Origin of the sequence: Caloramator fervidus, from assembly GCF_900108045.1 — a bacterium.
In the GTDB taxonomy this organism is placed as follows: Bacteria; Bacillota; Clostridia; order Clostridiales; family Caloramatoraceae; genus Caloramator; species Caloramator fervidus.
Genome location: NZ_FNUK01000025.1, coordinates 1 through 23,033, shown reverse-complemented (window position 1 = coordinate 23,033; position 23,033 = coordinate 1). Strand labels below are relative to the sequence as shown.

The 23,033-nt window shown below is 33.4% G+C and carries 22 protein-coding genes; 1 reads left to right on the top strand and 21 read right to left on the bottom strand.

Features of this window, described 5'->3' with window-relative positions:
• A partial coding sequence (locus C4R78_RS08130) for a transposase (protein WP_146057680.1) occupies positions 1-331 on the top strand: 331 nt, incomplete at its 5' end.
• 14 nt (positions 332-345) lie between these two features.
• Here C4R78_RS08130 and C4R78_RS08125 read toward each other — a convergent pair.
• The 21 genes from C4R78_RS08125 to C4R78_RS09605 all read right to left on the bottom strand — a co-directional run.
• A complete protein-coding gene (locus C4R78_RS08125) occupies positions 346-2,376 on the bottom strand; it encodes a methyl-accepting chemotaxis protein (RefSeq protein ID WP_103896570.1) in 2,031 nt (676 codons plus the stop codon).
• A 105-nt stretch (positions 2,377-2,481) separates the two neighbouring features.
• A complete protein-coding gene (locus C4R78_RS08120; protein WP_103896569.1) occupies positions 2,482-3,366 on the bottom strand; it encodes a sulfite exporter TauE/SafE family protein in 885 nt (294 codons plus the stop codon).
• A 12-nt stretch (positions 3,367-3,378) separates the two neighbouring features.
• Positions 3,379-4,386: a proline racemase gene (locus C4R78_RS08115; protein ID WP_103896568.1), complete on the bottom strand. Its 1,008-nt coding sequence runs from the start codon at positions 4,384-4,386 to the stop codon at positions 3,379-3,381.
• Positions 4,383-4,856, bottom strand: a complete 474-nt coding sequence (locus C4R78_RS08110) for a glycine/sarcosine/betaine reductase component B subunit (RefSeq protein ID WP_103896567.1) — start codon at positions 4,854-4,856, stop codon at positions 4,383-4,385. Before C4R78_RS08110 ends, C4R78_RS08115 begins: the two co-directional genes overlap by 4 nt.
• A 12-nt stretch (positions 4,857-4,868) precedes the next feature.
• Positions 4,869-5,633 (bottom strand): proline reductase cluster protein PrdD, encoded by a 765-nt coding sequence (prdD, locus tag C4R78_RS08105; RefSeq protein WP_103896566.1) that lies wholly within the window; start codon positions 5,631-5,633, stop codon positions 4,869-4,871.
• A 46-nt stretch (positions 5,634-5,679) separates the two neighbouring features.
• Positions 5,680-6,405: a D-proline reductase (dithiol) protein PrdB gene (gene prdB / locus C4R78_RS08100; RefSeq protein WP_103896565.1), complete on the bottom strand. Its 726-nt coding sequence runs from the start codon at positions 6,403-6,405 to the stop codon at positions 5,680-5,682.
• Positions 6,402-6,650, bottom strand: coding sequence for a CBO2463/CBO2479 domain-containing protein (locus C4R78_RS08095; protein ID WP_103896564.1), 249 nt, complete (start codon positions 6,648-6,650; stop codon positions 6,402-6,404). The genes prdB and C4R78_RS08095 overlap by 4 nt, the downstream gene beginning before the upstream one ends.
• A gap of 15 nt (positions 6,651-6,665) precedes the next feature.
• Positions 6,666-8,729: a D-proline reductase (dithiol) proprotein PrdA gene (gene prdA / locus C4R78_RS08090; protein ID WP_103896563.1), complete on the bottom strand. Its 2,064-nt coding sequence runs from the start codon at positions 8,727-8,729 to the stop codon at positions 6,666-6,668.
• Between the two features lie 15 nt (positions 8,730-8,744).
• On the bottom strand, positions 8,745-10,046 hold the full coding sequence (gene prdC / locus C4R78_RS08085; RefSeq protein WP_103896562.1) for a proline reductase-associated electron transfer protein PrdC: 1,302 nt from the start codon (positions 10,044-10,046) through the stop codon (positions 8,745-8,747).
• Between the two features lie 202 nt (positions 10,047-10,248).
• Positions 10,249-11,994: a sigma-54 dependent transcriptional regulator PrdR gene (gene prdR / locus C4R78_RS08080; RefSeq protein ID WP_103896561.1), complete on the bottom strand. Its 1,746-nt coding sequence runs from the start codon at positions 11,992-11,994 to the stop codon at positions 10,249-10,251.
• Positions 11,995-12,091: 97 nt separating this feature from the next.
• The gene (locus C4R78_RS08075) at positions 12,092-14,095 is read right to left on the bottom strand and encodes a methyl-accepting chemotaxis protein (RefSeq protein ID WP_103896560.1); all 2,004 of its coding nucleotides are present in this window, start codon (positions 14,093-14,095) and stop codon (positions 12,092-12,094) included.
• A gap of 66 nt (positions 14,096-14,161) precedes the next feature.
• Positions 14,162-15,409: an Nramp family divalent metal transporter gene (locus C4R78_RS08070; protein ID WP_103896559.1), complete on the bottom strand. Its 1,248-nt coding sequence runs from the start codon at positions 15,407-15,409 to the stop codon at positions 14,162-14,164.
• A 10-nt stretch (positions 15,410-15,419) separates the two neighbouring features.
• Positions 15,420-16,682 carry a magnesium transporter gene (locus tag C4R78_RS08065; protein ID WP_103896558.1) on the bottom strand — a complete coding sequence of 421 codons (1,263 nt, stop codon included), beginning with the start codon at positions 16,680-16,682 and terminating at the stop codon, positions 15,420-15,422.
• 216 nt (positions 16,683-16,898) lie between these two features.
• Complete coding sequence (locus tag C4R78_RS08060) at positions 16,899-17,576, bottom strand: rhomboid family intramembrane serine protease (RefSeq protein WP_103896557.1); 678 nt, start codon at positions 17,574-17,576, stop codon at positions 16,899-16,901.
• A 62-nt stretch (positions 17,577-17,638) separates the two neighbouring features.
• Positions 17,639-17,833, bottom strand: coding sequence for a hypothetical protein (locus C4R78_RS08055; protein ID WP_103896556.1), 195 nt, complete (start codon positions 17,831-17,833; stop codon positions 17,639-17,641).
• A gap of 500 nt (positions 17,834-18,333) precedes the next feature.
• Positions 18,334-18,720 carry a hypothetical protein gene (locus C4R78_RS09510; RefSeq protein WP_207654288.1) on the bottom strand — a complete coding sequence of 129 codons (387 nt, stop codon included), beginning with the start codon at positions 18,718-18,720 and terminating at the stop codon, positions 18,334-18,336.
• A gap of 547 nt (positions 18,721-19,267) precedes the next feature.
• Positions 19,268-20,020 carry a sigma-70 family RNA polymerase sigma factor gene (locus C4R78_RS08045; RefSeq protein WP_159945866.1) on the bottom strand — a complete coding sequence of 251 codons (753 nt, stop codon included), beginning with the start codon at positions 20,018-20,020 and terminating at the stop codon, positions 19,268-19,270.
• 780 nt (positions 20,021-20,800) lie between these two features.
• Positions 20,801-22,090: a replicative DNA helicase gene (locus C4R78_RS08040; protein ID WP_103896554.1), complete on the bottom strand. Its 1,290-nt coding sequence runs from the start codon at positions 22,088-22,090 to the stop codon at positions 20,801-20,803.
• Entirely contained in the window at positions 22,091-22,360 is a 270-nt protein-coding gene (locus tag C4R78_RS08035) for a hypothetical protein (RefSeq protein WP_103896553.1), read from the bottom strand.
• Entirely contained in the window at positions 22,338-22,733 is a 396-nt protein-coding gene (locus tag C4R78_RS08030; RefSeq protein WP_103896552.1) for a hypothetical protein, read from the bottom strand. Before C4R78_RS08030 ends, C4R78_RS08035 begins: the two co-directional genes overlap by 23 nt.
• Positions 22,679-23,033: transposase (locus C4R78_RS09605; protein ID WP_146057679.1), on the bottom strand; the 355-nt coding region annotated here is incomplete at its 5' end. The genes C4R78_RS09605 and C4R78_RS08030, both read right to left, overlap by 55 nt.

Below are 23,033 nucleotides of genomic sequence, written 5' to 3'. Positions count from 1 at the left end.
AGTAGAACATTTGAGACATACATACGAATGCAAAGAACTATATAAAGATAGAAGCAAAACCATAGAGAGGGTATTTGCTGACTTGAAGGAGAAGCATGGTTTGCGATGGACAACACTAAGAGGGATAGAAAAAGTGTCCATGCAAGCGATGCTTGTTTGTGCTTGCTTTAACTTAAAGAAGATGGCAAATTGGATGTGGAAGAAGGGACAAAACGGCCCTGGAAAGGGCAAAAATTTCTTTGTATTTATAAAATATTTATCAAAAATGCTTGTAAAAATACTCAAACCCCACTTTTCGTTTTTTGAAAAGTGGGGTTTGTCGACGGTCTGAGAGTAGGCAAAAGCCTACTCTTCTATTTTAAATTTATTTACCATGCTTGATAGATTCATTGCCATTGAGCTTAAGCTTTGAGCTGTTGCTGCAACTTCCTGTGAAGATGCTGAAAGTTCCTCAGCTGAAGCTGCAACCTCTTCCGTTGCTGCACTGTTTTGTTGAGTTACAGCACTTACAGCCTCAACCTTTCCTAATACCTTATCCTTTGAATTTATAACCTCATCCATTTCTTTATAGGTGCTATCCATAAGAGGAGCTATATTTTCAACAGATTCAAGTATATCTTCAAAGGATTTTAAAGTGTTTTCCACAACGCTTGTTTGAGCTTCTATAAACGTTTCAACCTCCTTTGATGTCTTTATTACCTCCTCTGTATCCAACTGAATTGATGATATTAAATTTACAATCTCAGCTGTTGATCTTTTAGACTCCTCTGCAAGCTTTCTAACCTCATCTGCAACAACAGCAAATCCTCGTCCTGCCTCACCTGCTCTTGCAGCTTCTATTGCTGCATTTAATGCAAGAAGATTTGTTTGTTCTGATATGGCATTTATTACATTTGTTATATTGCTTATCTCCTTAACTGAATTTGTTAAGTTGCTTACTTTGTTTATTACAACTTCAAAACTTCCCTTTATATCCTCAATGGATTTTATAAGCTTATCCATTTCATGTTTTCCTATATTTGCCTTGCTAGTAGTGCTTTCTGCCTCCTGCTTAACTGTTGAAAGTTTCTTATATGCATTTTCAATAGCATTTGTAAGAGATTGCATAAGAGATACTATCTCTTGTAAATCATTAGCCTGAGAAGTTGAACCTTCTGCAACCTGCTGCATTGTTTTTGCTACCTCTTGAGAAGAGGAAGCCATCTCCTCTGATACTGCAGAAAGGTTCTCAGACTGAGATAAAACATTATTTACGTTTTCCTTAACTTCCCTTATCATTTCTCTTATAGATTTTAACATGTGGTCAACAGCATGGGCAATTTCTCCAAATTCATCTTTTCTCTTTAATACATTTTCAGGAACTTTTATGGTAAAGTCCCCTTGTGCTAAAGTTCTCATATCGTTTTCTAATTTTTTAATAATATTTACCACTAAAGTTGAAGAAGTATATAATGTAAAGGCTAAAAGCATAAATACAAATATACCTACACAAACAAACGTAATTATATTTTTACTTATGGTTTTATAAACATGAGCCATTGAAAAACCTATATCTATAGCCCCTATATGTTTTCCATCAACATAAACAGGAAGTAAAACATCATATACATTAATTTTTTGTGCTTCATAAAAGTATTCTGAAGAATAGGGTTTCCCATCTACTGCAGCAGCTTTGCTTCCCTCGTCCGTAAGTTGAATTCCTATTCTTTCTTTGTCGCTGTGGGCAACAACCTTTAAGTTTTTATCTATAAAAAGGGCATAAACTATATTCTCTTTTGATGCTATATCTTCAACAATTCTTTGATATGAAAATTTTTCAGTTAAAGCTTTAACTTTAGTTGCATTTATACCAACCTGAACAAAATACCCATCTTTATCCTTTACATATCCATATTTTTTATACTCTCCAGATACAGCATCCTTCCTTATATCCTCTGATAAGAACTTATCATTACTTACTAAAAATTTATAAGCTGCATGGTCCTTTGGGGCCTTCCATCCAACATAATCGTCAAAGTTTGAATTTATAATCTCCCCATTATAAAACCAATTTATCTCATCTACATTAAGATCCTTTGCAAGGCTTCTTAAAAACTCATTGCTTAAATTAGTTTTATTTCTTATAACAATATTTCCAACCATTTTTATTCTATCATCTAATGTATTGTTTATAACCTCCATAGCTTTTGTGTTTTCCTCTATTCTCTTTGCTACATCTTCTAATATTGCAAAACCATCCTGTTTCATTTGATTTAAAAGGCTTTGCCTTGCAATATAAGAAGTAATAGCACCTACAATTGTTATAGACATTAATATAACAATAAGGGGCAAAGTTATAAGCCTTACCCTTATAGAATTAAGTTTAAACTTTTTCAAATTTAATCCCCCCTTTAAAATTCAACATCAATTTACATTTTATTATTATAATATTCCAAAGTCAACACACTTTTACAAATAAAGAAGGAGTTGCCAACGCAACCCCTAAAAACTGCTATTTATTTCCTCCTTATGTTTTTTAGCCGCTCTAAACATAGTTATTGAAGTGTAAACTATTACTACAATTACAAGCCACTTTAACCAATAAAGAGGTAGCTCTTTTACTATATAAGCTGCTATAAATACTCCTATTGAACCAAATATAGTTATTGCAACAGAAGCCTTTCTATCATATGCACCTTCCTTTATAAATTTTATTGAAGCTGCAGGCATTAAAAAGGCACAGGAACCCATCATTATTGGGAAAGCAACCTTTGGGCTCATTCCAAGGGCATATACAAGGGCCATACATGGAGCATAAAGACCTATACCTATAGTCATCAAAGCTCCTAATATAAAGTTTGCAACAACCGCTATTATAAGCTTTCCGCCTGTTAATCCGATTGCATCTCCACCTGATGGGAAAAGCTTAAGCTGTCCTAAAAGCATAACAATAGCAACAACCGCTAGAGCAAAACCCATACCAAGCTCTATTTTTTTAGTATCAAGCTTTGATACTATTCCTGCACCAACTACCGCTCCTAAAGTCGCCGCAACAAGCATTGATATTAAAGTTATAGGCTCTACTTCTATTACCTTTATAAATATTAAAGCTTCAAGTATAACAGGAATAGTCATTGATACGTTTAAAGTTCCTGGAATGGTTCTATCTTCAGTTAAATTAAAAAACTTAAAAAGAGCTGTAGTTGGCGCAAAGCTTCCTATTCCTAGAGTATCAAAAAAGTTAGTAACAAAACCTACCGCACCTAAAGCCCAAAAGTTTCCTTTTTCCATTCTATTTTCCTTATAAGTTTTTACAACATCCTTAATCATAAAGTATAAAAACACAACTGCAAATACTACTAAAAGGCCTAATATAAAATTTACCATAAATATCCCCCTTTATTTTAATATAAATCCATATTTCAATGGATCATTAGGGTCAATTACAAAGTGATTAAATCCAGTTATATACGCGCTTCCTGTTATTTCAGGAATTACTGCTTTATATTCCCCAACCGTTGTCTCCCCAATAACTCTTGCTTTAAACATTGTTCCTAAAATGCTTTCATATACAAAATACTCGTTCATTTTCAATTTTCCCTTTGCATATAAAGTTGCTATTTTAGCACTTGTTCCCGTTCCACAAGGTGACCTGTCCACTTGACCTTGTCCAAATATAACAACATTTTTTAAGTTTGCTTCTTTATTAGTGGCAGGACCATATATTTCAACAAGATCTACAGTTTTTATATGGGATAAAACAGGATGTTTTATCTCTATGCTTTTGTTTACCGCATCCCTTATCTTAAGCCCTATCTCTGTTAATTTTTGAACATTATCAGGTCTTATTTCAACCCCTAAATCCTTTGAATCCACAAGGGCAAAAAAGCTTCCTCCAAAAGCTATATCAAGCCTTACCTTTCCTAGATCTTTAACATCTATTTCAACATCAGATTTGTATAGGAAAGATGGAACATTTACCACAGAAACTTCTTTGGCCTTTCCATTTTCCACTTTAACCTTTGCTTTAACAAGACCTGCTGGAGCTTCAAATACTATTTCAGTATAAGGCTCTTCAACCTTTACCATTCCCGTTTCTACTGCAATGGTTGCCGCTCCTATAGTTCCATGTCCACACATATTAAGATATCCGCCACCATCCATAAATATTATTCCAAGATCAGCTTGGTCTGTAGTAGGTTGAGTTATAATTGAACCAAACATGTCCCTATGTCCTCTTGGCTCATGCATAACGGCTGTTCTTAAATAATCAAGGTTTTCCTCAAGATATCTTTTCTTTTCAGCCATTGTCTCCCCCGGAATGTTTGGAACTCCCCCTACTATAACCCTTGTAGGTTCCCCCATAGTATGGGAGTCAACAGCAAAGATTGATTTTATTGATATCATTTCAATCCCCCTCTTTTCATTTTTAATTTTAAAAAAGCTAAAGCCTTTTTAGCATCAATTTCTGTAACATTGTTTTCTCCCACAACCTCAGTTTCAATTCCTTCCTTTGACTTATTAAAATCAACTATTGTATCCATGTACTGATTTTTAACTACAAATTGAGCTTGAGTTCCTACAAAGCTTAAACCTACCACGGGTATTCCTCTTTTTCCTATTTCTTCTATAGTGTTTGCAAAATCAACATGGCTGTTTCCCCAGCCATCTACAGATATTAAAACCCCGTCAACCCTCATAGCTTCGCACCATTGAGCCGCAAGCTTTCCAACAAAATACTTATCTTCATTTTCTTGAGGCGTTCCAACTATCATAACCCCAACAAGGTCAATATCCTCATCCTTTGAAACAACATCCAAAAGAGGGTCTCTAAAATGATGTAAAGTTGTCTCCTTTGTAGATGGACCAACACCCATATTAACACCTTCCTAATGCATTGCTCTTAAGGCTCCATCTCTAAATTCATTTGGACTTAGTATTATAGGAACATTGCCTACATCTATTATAGAACGTCCGCCTTCAAATCCCCCAGGTTCATTTGGTAAAAATAAAGTATCATACATGGCCCCTTGTCCTGCAACCTGTTTTATTATTACAACCTTCTTTTTTAAAGGTTTTATTGAATCAATAAATTCATGCCTTTCATCACAAAGCCTTCCGTTTACCTTTTTTAGCACGTTTCTAATCTCTTGAATAACCTTATCAAAAACCCTATGACAAGCCGTAGGACCTTTTCTTACCGTCCCCATTCCCTTTTTTAGTGTAATATCAACATGAATTATTATATCGTCATCTTTTGGAGTTCCTGCTCTATTAAAGTAAACCTGCTGTGAGAGTATTCCTTCTGAAGACCCAAATTCTGCTACTTGAACCCCTTCCTCATCAACAGCAGTTAACATACCACAAACTCCCGTTAAAACATGGGTAATTCCTTCCCCTAACCTTCCTAAAACTTTAGTTGCAATAGGACTAAAATCAAGAATTGAATTTACAAATATATCTCTTCCATCCTTAGGAATGATAGATAACTTTGCTTGTTTTATATCCTCTTCATTGGATATAAATTCTTCTATGCAATTCTTTCTTAAATATAAAGTTCTATTTTGAATATCTATAAAGGTTTTCTCAGAAAACTTAACATCATTAATATGAAATGACTTTATAACAAGCCTTCTTAATACCCTTTCCTCCATGCTAACACTTCCTTTTTTTATTTATGGCCCCAAAAGGGGCCATAAATCATACTTTTGCTATATATTCATATGGAAGTGGAACTATAGTTCCTGGAGTTTGTATTTCAACAAGTTGAATTAGAGCATCCCTTAAGATATTTCTTTGCATTTCAGGATCGTTTGGTCTTCCTGCATTTGCTCCCATTGGAACACGAGGAGCAACTGCCCTTGGAGCTCCATTTTGTTTTACAACTGGTGGAAGCGCTGCAATTATTATTGTCGGTATACCTACCGACTCAATCGCTCTTTGAACTATTACAGCAGAGCGATGGCAAGTACCTCAGCCAGCAGTTAAAACTACAGCATCAACTCCTGCATCTTTAAATATCTTTGCAATAGCAGGTCCTGTTTCGTTCTTAAACTTATCCTGATTTCCTCCACCCCCCATAAATCCTATATGAACTTCTGAAACTTCCTTTATAAATCCTTCTTTTTGTAATTCTCTAAGTCTGTCTATTGGGAACATGCAGTTTATATCCTTATTAACATCTCCGTTGTCATATCCTCCGTGGGATACCATAAGGTCTTTAGAATTGCAATCCCCTGGAATTATTCTAAATGTAAAGTCTCCCGCTAAGTTAAATCTTTTATCGCTCTTTAAATGAACTCCTGCTGCTGTTGCAAGAGCAACCTTCATTTCTTTTAAAGGTTTTTTAACATCTGCCCAAACAGGAGGTGGTGTTATTGGGACATATATTTCAGATTGAAGTCCCTTTACAACTGTTAAACTCATTCTTGTCTCCCTTCCTTTCTTTCTATATTTTTTACATATTTCAAATTAGGCTCTTCATTTATGACTTCTATAAAACTCATCTTAAAAGCAACCTCTTGACCTACCTTTAAAGGGTAGTCGGTAATAAGCATTCTAAGGGGTATTTTTATATAACCAAGCCTTCCCTTTAAATCAATGGCAACTGCACCATCTTGAACCTCAGTTATTATACCCTGCATTTCTATTATTTTATCTCCATACTTCATAACATTACCCTCACATTACTTTGTTGAATATTTTTCACGTCTTTTTTGGCTCATTGGAATTGATGTTTCATTTTCTACCCTTTCTATTTTTATGTTATAAGTCTTTTCAATCAATTCTAAGTTGTTTTCTTTAACGTTTGGATTCCATTGTCTTTCTGGAGCTTTTACTTCTTCTCCTGCCATTACTGTTTTTAGCATAGCTAAAGCTCTTATAGCATCTTCTTTACATAATGTGTTACATCCTAATATTTCGTTTTCTATACCCTGTTCAGATTTATTTAAGTCTATCATATATTTCATATATTCATTACCAACAACTAAAGCTCCTTGAACTGCGCAGAAGGACATTCCAACAACTGGAACTCCCCTCATTCCTATTTGCTCAATATGGCTTGCAAAGTCAATGTGGTTGTTACCAAACCCTTCTGTTGTAACTATTGCTCCATCAACATCCATAGCTTCTATAAGCATTCCCAGTCTTTCTGAAACATAGAACTTTTCACTGTTTATCTGTGGACTTCCTACGAATACAACTCCACAAAGGTCTATTTCTGGGTCGTTCATAGCTTCGATAATTAATGGCTCTCTCCAGTAATGTCTAGAACATTCCTTTGATGCAGGTCCTATACATGTTAAGGCATGGATTCCTCCATCTAAAACTTCAAGGGGTGATAAAACTACAGGAACGTTTCCTAAGTCTACATTTGGCTTTCCTCCTAAAACCCCTACTGGTTCAACTGGCAAGATTATATTATCGTGCATTGCTCCTTGACCCATTATTTCCTTTACTATAACAACCTTCTTTCTTCCTGGTCTTCTCTTTTGAACAAATTCTTCTGTATAAACAACTAAACTGTCATCAACCTTCTTTAAAGCATCTCTTATTTCTTGAGTTATATAATCAGTGGCCTTGTGGGCTGCTAAAGGACCTACTCTTTCCATATTAGTTCCTGCTGCTATTGTAACTTGAGTCTTTATAAATATTTCACCTTTATCTGGACAACCTGGTCTTCCCCACATGATATTTTCTTCGAGTATTCCTTCTGATGAACCAAATTCACCTATTTGAACCCCATTTTCATCTGTTCCAGTAACCATAACGATTACGCCATCTAAAACTCTTGTTACTCCACTTCCAAGCTTTGAACCCTTTTCTTTAGTTGCTATTGGCTGAACGTCCATTATTGTTTCACTGTAGGTGTTGTATTTATCAGGTGTTATTATGTCTATCTTTATATCCTTAACAAGGTTATCAACCTTTAAAGCATCTTGACAGATGTTTTCTCTTATATATAAAGTTGTTCCTTCTATCTTAGTTTCAGGGCCAAACTTTACTTCTGTAATCTTGTAATGCTTTCTTACAAGCCTTCTTATTTCCTTTTCTTGATATTCTTCCTTTTCTTCCTTAGCCTTTTCAACAGGTTTTACAGATACAGCTTCTTGTTTTACCTGAGGAACTTGAAGAGGTTGTGGTGCAAATAAAGGAAGCTCTATATCTATTCCTTTACCCTCAGCTATTTTAATTCTTAAAGTTCCTTGAGATGTAACCTGAGGCATATTATTTACCTCCATTTCCTTTATATAACCTTCAAGCATATTAGGCTTTACAGTCGTCAATGCAGGAGCATCAACTATAAGTTTTTTACCTATAACTTCACCAACGGTTAAAACATCCTCAGTTAAATTTATTAATAAAGAATCCTGTAGTTTTTCAAAGTTAATTGGATTTTCTAAATCTTCTAAAGTTATAACATCTCCTGCTTTTTTATTTACCTTTAAAACTGCCTTTGCATCTTTAGGTATTTCTACTTTTTTAGTATCCTCAACCTTAACCCCTTCTAAAAGATCAGGAGTAAGAGGTGTTAAAGCATCAATAGTCTTAACTAACTTTGCACCTAAAACTTCTCCAACCTTTAAACAATTTGAGGGAATATTTAAAAGACCTGAAGCTACTAAATCTGGGAAAATTTCTGGGTCCTCAAGATTGTCTGCTGAAATTATAGTTCCTTCTTCTGTTCTACAGCATACTATCGCAGGCTCATTTAAATATTTTTGAGCCTTTTCAGCGCTCATTGACATAATCTCAACCTCCCTTTACTTTTTATCTATTGGAAGCCTTCTTGGAATAGGCATGTCCATCGTTCTTAGTGCATGATCTACATGATGATAAACAGGTATATTAAGCTTTGGAGCACATCCCATAACGGTGTTTGTACAATCATTGCAGTTTGCTATAAGTATTCTTTCCGCCCCTTGCTTTTTAAGATACATAACAGCTTGAACTTGTCCTGGACAATCACCAGGAGTTAAACATTTATTAGCTCCCCTTACTTCAACGACATTTTTACATTTTGTAACTGCTACAACCTGTGATTTCATCTTTGCTGCAATATCTCTAAGCCTTTGCTCATCTGCTCCACAGGCACAAACTAAAAGCCCAAGCTTTCCTTTAAATTCTGGAAGAGGAATAGTAACTATTGCTCCTCCTGATGTTTTTGTAACATAGGATTCATCTAAATCCTCTGCTTTTCCTGTATATGGACCACCTATTATAATCTCTCCATATTCTCCATCTATTCCGCCATACATGTCTATTAAATCTTTTATTGGCGTTCCTATAGGAACTTTTAAAAGCACGTGGGGACCTTTTCCTTTCTTAAGTTTTCCTGCCACTGTTATATCTTTATCTATAACAGGCTTTCTATCTTCAACTGCACAAGCTATGTTGTAAAGGGTTTCTGTATTTAGCACCACACAATTCGCTTCTATAGGAAGCTGGGTAGGTTCTAACCATTTTCCAAAAATCTGATGGATAACTGCCCTTTCTTCTCCCATAGGATACATATCAGGCATTTCTTTTATTTCAATGCTGTCATCTTTAATTTCCTTTTTTAATGCATTTATAGCGTTAAGATTTTTTGCTTTAATGGCTATATAAGCTTTTTTAGCATTAGTAGCCTCCATAGCATATTTAATTCCTCTTATAACCTTTGCTGCTTCTTTTTCTATCAAATATATGTTATGGTTTAAAATAGGCTCACACTCAACGCAATTTGCAATTATATATCCATCATCTAATTTGCTCTGAAGTTTTATATGAGTTGGAAAACCTGCTCCACCTGCTCCAACTATTCCAGCCTCAAAAACAGCTTCTTGAATACTTGAGCATTCTTTTATCTTAACGTAATCCTTTGTTTGAACCTCATCAGCTTCTATATCAATAAAGGAATCTGTAACCTTAACAACTTTTCCTGTAACACTTGTGTGTATTTTAGCACCAAGCCCCTCAGGTTCTGCTATTAACATTCCTCTTTTTACCTTATCCCCTACATCTACTATTGGCTTTGACGGAGCTCCAACATGCATTTTTAGAAAAAATCTATATACCTTACCCATCCTTTCACCTCCACTATAATTAATAAGCAAAAAACGTGCCAACTTTTTAAACGCTTAAAATTAATTAATTTTTCAATAATTCTTGATTTTTTTATTAAAAAAAACTATATAAAATCATGTCAAAAAACTGACATTACCCTTAAACCTTTGTTAAAATAAGTTTTTCTTTGTGTCAATTTCTTGACATGGTGTCAATTTTTTGTCATTTAAGTCCGTATTGATTTAATTTGTAATAAAGGGTGCTTCTTTTTATATTTAACATCTTAGCTGCTTTATTTTTATTTCCATTAGTAATATCCAAAACCTTCTTAATCACATTCTTTTCAACGTTTTCTATAATCCTTTGAAGGTCATATTCTTGTGCATTTTGAATATTTAAATCAATTGAATTTTTATTATAATTTAATATATACTCTGGAACTAAATCTAAGGTTATCTCTCCATTGTTTGATAGTATAATCATCCTTTGTATAACATTTTTAAGCTCCCTTACATTTCCTTCCCACTTGTAGTTTTCAAAAACTTCTAAAACTTTTTTGTCTATTCTTTTTATCTCTATTCCCTCTTCCTCTGCAAACATATTAAAAAACAAATAACTAAGCTCTTTAATATCCTCTTTTCTTTCCCTAAGAGGCGGAAGGTTAATTTGAACAACAGCAAGTCTGTAATATAAATCCTCTCTGAAGGTTCCTTCCTTTATCATTTTTTCTAAATTTTTGTTTGTTGCAGCAATAATCCTTACGTTCACCTTTGTAGGTTTTTCATCTCCTAATTTGTATATAACTCCATCCTGCAAAACCCTTAAAAGTTTTACCTGCATGCTAAGGGGCATATCTCCTATTTCATCCAAAAACAACGTTCCATTGTTTGCTATTTCAAACTTTCCTATTTTACCCTTTTTTAAAGCTCCAGTAAAAGCTCCTTCAACATAACCAAAAAGTTCGCTTTCAAGCAAAGTTTCTGGAATAGCACTGCAATTTATTGCAACAAAGTTTCCTTCCCTTCCACTTGCATCATGTATAGCCTTTGCAAAAACTTCTTTTCCGGTTCCACTCTCCCCTGTTATTAAAATGCTGGCAGAAGAACTTGCAACCCTTTGAGCTATTGAAATAGCCTCTATAATTTTCTTGCTTTTTCCTACTATGCTTGAAAAACTATAATTTTGGGATATTTGCCTTTTATACTGATGTTTTATTATCTCTAATTTCTTCTTTGTTCTTTCAAGCTGTTCGGATAATGTCATAATCTCAGTTACATCCCTATCTGTAGAAACAGCAGCTATAATCTGCCCATTATCATCAAAAATAGGAATTACGCTTAAAATAACCGTCTTATTATATCTTGGCTTATGATATACGTTTTCTATTTTTTCTCCCTTTAAAGCTTTAAGAATCAAAGCATTTGGAAAAAAATCTAAAATAGGTTTCCCTAAAATCTTATCTGAAGGTATTTCATAAAGTTTTTCTGCACTTTTATTCCAATATATAACAATGCCATTTTTATCTATAATACACACCGCTTCATGAATGTTGTCCAAAATTTCCCTCTGGAATTTATAAAATTCATCTATCTTTAAATAAAATTTATCCCTTATATCGTTAGTAGTTAAAATTCCAACCACTTTTCCATCCTCAACAACAGGAAGTCTTCCTATGTTGTTTTTTATCATCAAATCCCTAGCTTCCCTTATGTTGCAACCTAAAGGGACAGTTATTATGTTTGTTTTCATATAATCTTTGACAACCTTTAAAGATAATTCTTCAGATTTTGGAACATCCCTTATTGTAAAAATGCCAATAAGTTTGTCATCATCAAAAACCAAAACCTCTTCCCTACCGTTTTGTAGCATAAGATCTAAAACTTTTTTTAGATTATCACCTTTATCAACCCTTAAATAATCCCTGTCCATTATATCTTCAACTTTATATAAAAGATCCACAATCCACATAACAACCAACTCCTAAGAACCATTTTTTACAATTATATCATGAATTCTACAAATCTTACACCTTAAGAATAAAAAAAGCTCAACCTTTTAGGTTGAGCTATATGGTAAACTGTTTAACAAGTTCGTCCATTTTTCTACTCATGTCATTAAGCTCCTGAATTAGTCTTGCAAGATTTTCTGAAGATGTTGTTAAACTTTGCATAGATGCTGCTATCTCCTCCGCTGAAGCTGAAACCTCTTCAGCTACTGCAGAAGCTGATTCTATTTTATTTAATATATCATTCTTTCTATTATTTATATCCTCCATTGACTTTGAGGTATTTACTATCTTAGGAGCTATTGTATCTATGGCACAAATAATATTTTTAAAGGATTCTAATGTAGAGTTTATATTGCTTATCTGTGCATCAAGCTCTTTTTTAACCATTTCAGTAGTATTTATCATTGATTCAGTATTATTAAATACTAAGGATAATAAATCAGATATATTATCTGATGAAACTTTGCTTTGTTCTGCTAATTTTCTAATCTCATCTGCAACAACAGAAAATCCTCTTCCAGCTTCTCCTGCCCTTGCAGCTTCTATTGCAGCGTTTAGTGCAAGAAGATTTGTCTGCTCTGCAATATTATTAATTAAATTAATTATATCCTTTACCTTTGATATGTTTTTGGAAACCTCTTGAGCTTTTATAACTAGCTCATTAAACGCAGTATTTACATTTTCAATGCTCTTTATAGTATATTGCATATCTTTATTGCTACTATCTGCCATATCCTTTATATTATTTGTATTTGAATAAATATCGTTTATAAGGTTAGTAACATTTTCAAGCTGACTGCTAAAATCATGAAGTATATTTGTAATATCTAAAAGATCTTGGGCTTGATTTACAGTTCCCTTTGCTACGTCATTTGTTGCTGCATCTACGTTTTGACTTGAAGCGCTAACTTCCTCTGAAACCGAAGCTAAATAATTTGTCTTAGAACCTATGCTATCAGAAGCTTCCTTTATATTTTTAACCATATTCAAAAGAACTTTTCTCATGTTTTCAGTGGCCTTTGCTATCTTACCTAACTCATCCTTCCTATTTAAAAGCTTTTGACTTACATTTATATTTAAGATTCCTTTTGAAATTTCATCTAAAACTTTAATAGAATCATGAATAGGTACTGTAACGCTATTTGAAAGTAAAATAGCAAATAAAGAACCAAAAATTATAAATAAAATTGAAGAAACTAAAAGTCCTATTTGAAGCCTTCTAGTCTCCTTAAGTATTTCACTAGCTTCCATCATAACACCAACAGACCATCCGGTTCCTTTTATAGGAGCATAACCTATATATACCCTTGAACCATTATAAATACAATTACCTGCTCCTTTATTTTTAGCTATCATATTTCTTACAATTTCAGCAAATCCTTTTAAAGAAGAATCCTCCTTTGCCTTTTCAAGAACATTAAACTTATCAAAAACTAAATTTTTATCCCTATGGGCTATTATTGTTCCCTTATTGTCTACCACAAATGCTTGTCCTGTATTTCCAAACTTTATATTATTTGTATAAGAACTTATTTCATTTCCATCCTTTGCAGCACAAACGCTAGCTATAATTTTTCCACTTTCATTTTTTACAGGAACGGTATATAAAACAATTATACTTCCATCTACCTTACTTATTATTGGATCGGATATATTTTTTATCCCCTTCATTGCTTTTATAAAGCTTTCCTGATCCTTTATATTAAACTTATTTCCATCCGTATCCGTCAAATCTCCGTTAGGCAGTATATAGCTTATTCCCACATAACCCTTTTTTGTCTTTTCCTTTTCAAGAACCTTTAACTTTTCTTCTAAAGAAGCCTTTTCATCCTTTAAAATCTGATTTTCTGCTATCTGCTCTAAAACCGAAAGCCTTGTATCTATAGCATTTTCAACCACAGAAGCTGCTTGAGTTGCTATCTCAGGTAAAATAGTGTTTACCGTATTTATAAGGCTTCTCTTTGAAATATACATTAAAACCAAACTAGCCCCTAAACAAATTGCTGTAATAATTCCTGTAAAGCTAATCAACATACGTTGTTTTAAACTTTTAAACTCCAATTTATCCCCTCCTTAAAGATGTTAGCTTTAATATTATAACACAAAAAAACCAGCTTGTAAGCTGGCTTAGAGTATTTTTTCAATTATCGGGAATATAAATATTATTAAGGATAAAATTATTATAAATATAACCGTTATCCAAATTATTATATTTTGAAGCTTGTTGTTTGTATATTCTCCCATAACTTCCTTCTTGTTTGTTAAAAGAACCATAAATATTAATATAACAGGACATAATATTCCTGCAAGCTGTTGAGTTGCTAGCATGACTGATACTAGAGAAATCTTTGGAAGTAATACTATTAAAGCACTTAAAATTATCATTCCTCCAAATATACCATAAAATATAGGTGCTTCTTTAAAGGTATTGTCAAGTCCCCTTTCAAAACCAAAAGCTTCACAAATAGCATAGGTAGTTGAAAGAGGAATTATTGCAATTGCAAGGGCTGAGGCTCCAAACAAACCAAGGCCAAATAAAGCCGATGCATACTGTCCAGCAAGGGGTTTTAAGGCTATAGCAGCTTGCTCTGCGCTATCTATTCTTATCCCATTTGTATATAAAGTTACTGCAGTTGTCACTATTATAAAAAAGGATACTAAATCTCCCCAAAAAGCCGAAATATAAACATCAAGCTTTTCGTATTTATAATCCTCAATACTAAGCCCCTTATCAACTATAGATGACTGAAGATAAAACTGCATATATGGCGTTATAGTTGTTCCTATCATACCTATAAACGTTAATATAAATTCTTTATTAAAATCAATTTGAGGAGTAAACATCTGTTTAAACACATTATTCCAATCAGGTTTTACTATAAAGGCAGTGATTATATAAGAAAAGAAAACAAAAGTAAATGCTAAAAATACCTTTTCTATTTTTGAATAAGAACCTCTAGTTATTATATACAACGTTAAAATTGCAACTAAAGGAACAGATATATATTTTGTAATTCCAAATAGCTCCATACTAGCTGCAATTCCTGCAAAGTCCCCTACGCAAACTCCAAAATTTGCTATAAAGAGAGTTAGCATGGCAAAAAAAGCAAGCTTAACTCCAAACTGCTCCCTTATAAGATCTGCAAGGCCTTTTCCTGTAACAACAGCCATTCTAGCGTTCATCTCTTGAATGACAGCCAAGCTGAAAGTAATAAGAAAAAGTCCCCAAAGCATCTTATACCCAAAATGAGCTCCAACAGCAGCATAAGTTGCAATTCCACCAGCATCATTTCCCGCATTAACAGTGATAAGACCAGGGCCAATAACGCTTAAAATAAATAATAAATTTTTTAGTCTCTTGCTTTTTACCCTCATACTTACCTCCTTATGCTGACCTCTTTAGTATTTTCTTCCATCTTGGGAGAAGCACTTCATCAACTATATCGTTAAGAATTGCCATACCAAGTAAAACCCTGTTCTTATCAACCACCGGAATTGCAAGGAGCTCATATTTTGTAACAAGCTCTGTTAAATCATCAAGGGTGTCTTCATCATAAACGTAGATAACGTTATCCTTCATTATATCTTTAAGCTTTGCATCTGCCTCTGAAACAATAAGATCCCTTAATGAAACAACTCCAACTAGCCTTCCTTCATCATCGACTACATATAAATAATAAGCAATATCCGAACTTGGCTTTGTCTCCCTTAAATTTTTTATAACTCCATCTACAGTCTCATTTTGATTAAAAGCTATATAATCTTTTGTCATTATACTTCCAACAGTATTATCATCGTAATCCAAAAGCTCCTTTATCTCTTCAGCATCTTCTTTATCCATCTTTTCAAGTATCTTTTCAACATGCTCTTCGTCAACATCCTCTAATATATCTGCCACCTCATCATTAGGCATGTTATCAAATATTTCCCTTGCCATGTTTGCATCTATATTTTCAACAAGATCAGCTTGATATTCATCTTCAAATTCCTCAAGGGTATTAGCAGCAAGCTTTGCATCAAAAGTTTTAAAAATATTACTTCTATACCTTGCATCAAGTTCCTCAAGTATGTCAGCAATATCAGCTGGATGAAGGGACTTTAATTTTTTATAAGGAATAGATAAGGTTATTCTGTCAATCTGTCCTTGAATTGGCTCAACGTTGTCCCAAATTATAAGGCTATTAGAAAGTCTTATTCCAAACTTTGATAATATGAACTCAACAAATTCTAATACTCCAAGTCTTCTTAAAAGACCTCTAAATCCTATATCAACTGCAACTAACTTATATCCATTCCCAATTTCAGCAAGTCTTAAATCATTAACCCTTACAACTCTTTTTCCATTTATATCAACTATCTGCTTGTCTAAAATATCGTTTGAAAGGGAATAATAGTTTTTTTCGCTTTTATATTCATAATAACCATCGACTATTAATTTATATTTCTTTTTATCTTTGTATATATCTAAAGTTTTAAAGGCTATTTCTTTTAAGCTATTTCTATTTTTTAATTTTATCCCACAAACTACAGGAAGGTGTTCATCGGCTGTAACTATAACATCAATAACCTTACCAAGATATATATCGTTTGTATCATACACTGGTGCATTTAAAATGTAGCTTACAAAGCATCCATTAACTCTTTCCATTTTCTCTCCCCCTTTTTAAGGCAGGAGAACTACTAAAAGTGGTATTAATGGAATAGTAGTTCCCCTACCTATTATTTTTTGATTTATAAAATAAAAAATACTACTAGGATAAGGGCCACCTTCCATTAATACCACCTCCTTACAAATTAGCATATATAATATTATACACTTTAAAAGTTAAAAATGCTACAAAAAAGTAGCCTTAAGGCTACTTTTTTAATAAAATATAGGTTTTTTAACCTTGTTAGCAACAAAAACTCCAAATAAAAACCCTCCTATATGAGCCCACCAAGCTATTCCAAATCCAAATATAGGCCCAAATAAGGTTAGAATACCATTTGAAACCTGTGATAAAAACCAAAAACCTATATAGATAATTGAAGGTATCCTTACAAAAAGAGGAAGCCCAAATACTGGAACTAAAGTTATTATTCTTGCAAAAGGAAACATAATAAAATATGCTCCCATAACACCTGATATAGCTCCTGAAGCTCCAATTGTTACAACAGGTGAATTAAAATTAAATATATAATGAGTCATTGCTGCTGCAAAACCGCTTAATAAGTAAAACACAAGAAACTTAAAATGCCCTAATCTATCCTCTACATTATCTCCAAAAAGCCAAAGGGCCCACATATTGCTTATAAGATGCATCCAACTTCCATGAAGAAACATGCTTGTAAATATGGGAGTTAGCCAAACTTTTATGCTGTATCCTTTAAACAAATCATACGTAAACCTATAGGGAATAAAGCCAAAGGTTTTTATAAATTGACGTGCTATATCAGGCGGCAAAGAAGTTTGAAAAAGAAATATAAATAAGTTAAGAATTATAATTATTACAGTAACGATAGGTTTTCTCCTGCTAGGATTTGCATCTCTTAAGGGAATCATTTCATATCTCCTTCTTAAATTGGTGTTTATTTAATTTTAACAACAAAAACTAAAAAAAGCAATCATCTCCTTATATCCTTTACATAGACCCTTATAGGATATCCTATTAAAAATCCTACAATAGAAACAGGTAAAAATGCTACTGACAATAAATTTTCTAAAACATTAAATTCAACCTTTTCACTTCTGATTATTTTATTCAACAAGTAGATAAAGAAACAAAGCATTAAAATAGCATAAATAACCCTTACTACCATACCCTCACCCCCGAATATATTTTTACTATTATACTACTAATCTATGTATCAATTCAATATAAGATTATACTTTTCATCTTTGAAAGCATGTGGATAATCTTATAGAGTTTAAAACTGAAATTAAACAAAACTTGACAATATTAGAAATGCTATTAATACAACAGAAATGAGATAAGCAAAAAGTTTTATAAAAGATTATCCTTAGAAAATAACAAAAGCCTTGAGGTTTTTAACTTCAAGGCTTTTTGGTGCGCCCGGAGGGACTCGAACCCCCGACCAACTGATTCGTAGTTAGATGAAATATGTTTTTAGGACAAGCATTAAACTTTAGAACCCTTGAAAAATCTATATTTTTTAATATTGCTAGTTTATTCCACTTCACAAAAAATCACTAATTTTTAATCCCGTTGCAGTATTATTGCAGTAAATTGCAGTAAAAAATAAGCCTTGATTTTGCTATGTTTGTTAGCACTATTTTTTATCTATTGCAGTAAAATTTTTCACTTTGCCATTTTCAAATATGCCAAATCATAGGTGTTTTGTATTGTTACCTTCTCAACCTTATCAAATTTATGTTTTAACTCGTCAATATCATGTTTAATTCCTTGTATATCATCCGCCAAACTTTTTACGGATAAAGATAAAATCTCCCTTGTTTCCTGCTGCTCCTTTATTATTTCTTCAAACTTACCTTCTACTTGTTCCTTATAACTGCTATTCCCTTCAAATAATACTGCTACCTTGGATTTTATGTCATTTTCTATTATTAGCTTGGTCTTATTAACTTCATTTTCCAACTCATCCATCCTGTTATTTAAACTTTTAAAGCCCTGCTGCATTTCCTCATAAATTTTTTGCATTAAATCTAATACTTTTTCATTATCCATTACTTGCACCCCCGTAGTATTAATTATAATATATTAAGCCCTATTTGACTATACGAAACTTTATAAATAAATAATCAACTATTTTTTACTAAAAAAATTTATCTTTACGTAAAAGCATCTAAATATTACTAAATTCATGTAAAGTAGCTTAAAAAATACCCCGGGTCATGTAAGAACCTATTCCCGGGTTTTTGAAGGTGGGCCGCCCGGTTTCGCTGGCACTCACCCTTAAATAAAGGTGGGGGGGGATGTTTCATCCCATCATCCTTGAGAAAACTTGAGTTTTTTATAGTATTTTTTGAGTAATAGTCTCACAAATGTTAGCAATTGTTAGTAAACTTTATCAATAGCAACTAAAAAAAGGTTACCTACTATTAGTAGGCAGCCCCCTGTTTTTTTACTTCTCTAAAACTTATTGAAGGGTCATCGATATTATCTGCCACCCTTTGCAATACAGCTCCTTTAATTTGGATTCATATTGCAATTCTTTTGTGACTCTTTTGTAACTCTAAAAAAATAGCTGAAACTCCCCCAATTTTTAGGGACGCTAAATATTCACCTTAACTCCAAACCTTTCTCTTAACCTCTCCCTTTCTATAACAATGCTTTCTACTATGCTGCTATAATATCCTGTGTTTACCTTAGGCTTAGAATAGTCAACCGCACTTAAATAACTTGTCCTTTTGTCTAAATAATCATCAAACAATACCTTTAATAACTTTGCTTTTGACCTTGCTTTCCTTAATACGGATTCACTAAACTGCCTTGCCTTTTCCTCTGGTATTTCTAATATTCTACATATCTGCTTTTCTGTTAAATTGTTAATATGTTTCAGCTTTAAAAAGTTTATTTCCTTTTCATTTAATTTTTGGGCCAATATATCCCATAGCTTTTTTAACTCTTTTATTTCCATCTCCTCAACAAAGTTAATGCTTTTATCCTCTATCGTATCCATTAACGTTAAGTCGCTGTTGTCATCATCCCCTATATTCTCATCAAGGCTTAATGTGTCCTCGTGGCCTTCTAATGCCCTTCTTATAGTTTGCTTTATCCAATTAACCGCATAAGTCGAAAATTTGCAGCCTAATGCAGGATTATATTTTTCAATAGCTTTAATTAATCCTATTATCCCCACTTGGACTAAATCCTCAAAGTCATAATCTTTATAACTGCTCACCTCAAAGATTATAAAATATCTTTTAGCAATGCACTTAACAAGGTTAATATTGTTTAAGATTAGCAGCTCCTTAGCCTTATTATCACCCTTTGAGTAAAGCTCAAATAATTCTTCATTAGTCAAGGCCTTCACCACCTTTTAAGTTTTTCCGGCCTGCTGGAAGGTTTTCATTTTCCTGCGGCTCTCCCTTCCCCCCTTACTCAAGTTTCGCTTACCCCCTCTCCCGGGTGAGGTGCTTTATTTAACTAAAATATTAAGCCCTTGAGGCCCTGCTGCTGGAATGTAAAACCTTGTATAAGGCCGGGACTAATCCGACAATGTCGGTTTTACGTCGGTTTTTGCTCCTTCCACTTTGAAAATTTCACATTTTCTCACAATCTCCCTACCTATGTGAGGTATCTTAAACTTGTTAAATTAAAGCCTTGCAAGAACAACAACTTGAAGTGATGTGAAATGCCTTAAGGCCTTCCAACGTAAATGTAAAACCTTGTATAAGGCCGGAAATTATCTTCAAAATCTCATTTTACAAATATGTTTTAAACGAAGGCTGGTCGCTCGGTATCCTTAGATTATTATAAAAATTTCCTAATACCCCTACGTTGCTAGTAAAAGCTAGTATAAAAAATTATATTTCCCTTAGACTATTATAAAATTTTCCTAATACCCCTACCCTATATAATTTCATTAAGGGAATTTTTTGTAAGCGAAGGTCCACCGCCCGGTCCTGATTGAAGAGCCAGAACTTTTTTGTCACCCCTACCCCCTTTTGAAAATAAAGGGAAAATTGCGTGCAGAAGGCTGGGCCGCCCGGTCCACTGCTGCAAGCCGGAATTTTTTACCCCCCCTACCCCCTAACCTGATACTGCAAAATTTTAAAGGCTGGGATAAGTCATCCCAACCCTATTATATCACTTCCTTATACATCGAACTTACGAATTGGTATTCTGGAAACCATATTAATTTTATCCTTCCAGTTTTACCATTTCTATTTTTAGCAATATTAACTTCAATAGTCTTTTTATCTTTACTATCGCTATTGTAGTATTCATCCCTGTAAAGTAATAATATTACGTCTGCGTTTTCTTCTATCCCTGAACTTTCTTTAAGGTCCGACAAGCTCGGTCTTTTATCCTGCCTTGTATCTGGATTCCTATTGAGCTGACTTAATGCTATTATCGGGATGTTAAGCTCCATTGCTAAGTTTTTAAGGATTATGCAAACATTCGTTATTTTCTCCCTTAAACTATCTCCTAAGCCTTTTAAATTAAGTCTACCTATATGGTCAACTACCAGTAAATCAAGTTTACCCTGCATTTTAAGTTTCTTAGCCTGATTAACAATATCGTTAATGTGGATTCCTGCCTTTGCATAAGTCATACATTTTTGCCTTGATAAAATATTACATCCTGCAGCTAATTTAACCCATTCTTGGTCTCCTAATTGCCCTCTTTCTAATTTTTGACTATCTAATTTGCTATACATAGCTAATCTTCTAATCCCTAACTCCTCTTTTGTCATCTCTAAGCTGTAATATAATACATAGTTTGTCTTAGAAATATTTTGAACTATGTTTAGTGCAACTGCTGATTTTCCCATACCCGGACGACCAGCTATAACATAAAGCCTTCCTTTCTGGAAGCCATTTAAGGCCTTATCTAAGTCCGTTATTTCACTTTTTAATCCTAATATGTCCCTTCCCTTTTGCTCATCAATGTAAGTGAATATCTTTGAAAATAAATCCTCGTCCGTTTCTAATTCCTCATCATCACCAGTGCTTATAGTAAATAGTGCTTTTTGCATTTCATCAAATACTTCTTCAAAGTCTTTATTGTTTTTAATATCATCACTTGCTTTTAATATTGCCTTATGTAACTTCCTAAGCTTTGCTTTTTCTCTTATAATTTCTACCTTTGACTTATCAAATATCGACCCTGCTGCTAATAGCTCCGATAGGTAACTTATACCACCAATAGGGCTTAAATCTCCCTTGAAATATTCAACTAATGTCGTTGTGTCTATCATTGTTCCCTTTTTAAATAGCTCCTGCATTGCTTTGAATAAATTTTTGTGCCTTGTATCGAAAAATTCTTCTGCACTAAGGTTTATATCAACCATGCAATTATTATTAATCAATACTGCAGCTAAAACGTCGATTTCGGCTTGTAGGTTATAAAGATTATTTACTTCCTTCAACTACTCATCCCCACCTTCAAGAAAACTAAAATCGAAGTCCTTCCATGTGTTATTGCTGCTTAAATCGGCCTTGAATATGTCGGCCATACTTGGAGAATATGAAATATTTTTTAAAACCCAATCAATACGTTTAGTAAATTCATCATCGGACATGTCTTTCATGTATTCATACCATTGAGCAGCTTTTTCTTTATTCATCGTAAAACCCTTTTCCTTGAATTCCAATTCTAACCTTTTTACTCCATCTTTAAAAATCTTTAAGGTCAACATCAAAATCCCCCCACTCATCATCAATTTTTCTGTTATTATCATAATTACCCTCTATAATTTTCTGAAGATTAGAAGGCTGCATAATCCAATCAAAGGAACAACCAACCCATTTTCCACTTCTCCCGGAAAGAAAGTCACTTTTATTAACCTTTTCAAACAATTCTTTAAAAAAGTTAATGTCCGGATTTTCTTTCCAACGTTGCCTAACTACTTTTTGTCTATTACCTTTGATATTTTTTATCTTAGGTAAAGTAACACAAATTGAGTTAAAAAGGTTTTTAATTTCTTCATATGGTGCTTGAGTAAACGACTTGTCGTTTACTCTATCTTCTTTAGAAGATATATTATTATACAGACCGTCGACAAACCCCACTTTTCAAAAAACGAAAAGTGGGGTTTGAGTATTTTTACAAGCATTTTTGATAAATATTTTATAAATACAAAGAAATTTTTGCCCTTTCCAGGGCCGTTTTGTCCCTTCTTCCACATCCAATTTGCCATCTTCTTTAAGTTAAAGCAAGCACAAACAAGCATCGCTTGCATGGACACTTTTTCTATCCCTCTTAGTGTTGTCCATCGCAAACCATGCTTCTCCTTCAAGTCAGCAAATACCCTCTCTATGGTTTTGCTTCTATCTTTATATAGTTCTTTGCATTCGTATGTATGTCTCAAA

Coding starts and splice junctions, on each gene's coding strand:
- C4R78_RS08120 (WP_103896569.1), bottom strand. CDS start 3,366: ATGGTAAATTTTATATTAGGCCTTTTAGTAGTATTTGCAGTTGTGTTT.
- C4R78_RS08115 (WP_103896568.1), bottom strand. CDS start 4,386: ATGATATCAATAAAATCAATCTTTGCTGTTGACTCCCATACTATGGGG.
- C4R78_RS08110 (WP_103896567.1), bottom strand. CDS start 4,856: ATGGGTGTTGGTCCATCTACAAAGGAGACAACTTTACATCATTTTAGA.
- prdD (WP_103896566.1), bottom strand. CDS start 5,633: ATGGAGGAAAGGGTATTAAGAAGGCTTGTTATAAAGTCATTTCATATT.
- C4R78_RS08095 (WP_103896564.1), bottom strand. CDS start 6,650: ATGAAGTATGGAGATAAAATAATAGAAATGCAGGGTATAATAACTGAG.
- prdA (WP_103896563.1), bottom strand. CDS start 8,729: ATGTCAATGAGCGCTGAAAAGGCTCAAAAATATTTAAATGAGCCTGCG.
- prdC (WP_103896562.1), bottom strand. CDS start 10,046: ATGGGTAAGGTATATAGATTTTTTCTAAAAATGCATGTTGGAGCTCCG.
- prdR (WP_103896561.1), bottom strand. CDS start 11,994: ATGTGGATTGTGGATCTTTTATATAAAGTTGAAGATATAATGGACAGG.
- C4R78_RS08070 (WP_103896559.1), bottom strand. CDS start 15,409: ATGAGGGTAAAAAGCAAGAGACTAAAAAATTTATTATTTATTTTAAGC.
- C4R78_RS08065 (WP_103896558.1), bottom strand. CDS start 16,682: ATGGAAAGAGTTAATGGATGCTTTGTAAGCTACATTTTAAATGCACCA.
- C4R78_RS08060 (WP_103896557.1), bottom strand. CDS start 17,576: ATGATTCCCTTAAGAGATGCAAATCCTAGCAGGAGAAAACCTATCGTT.
- C4R78_RS08055 (WP_103896556.1), bottom strand. CDS start 17,833: ATGGTAGTAAGGGTTATTTATGCTATTTTAATGCTTTGTTTCTTTATC.
- C4R78_RS09510 (WP_207654288.1), bottom strand. CDS start 18,720: ATGGATAATGAAAAAGTATTAGATTTAATGCAAAAAATTTATGAGGAA.
- C4R78_RS08035 (WP_103896553.1), bottom strand. CDS start 22,360: ATGTTGACCTTAAAGATTTTTAAAGATGGAGTAAAAAGGTTAGAATTG.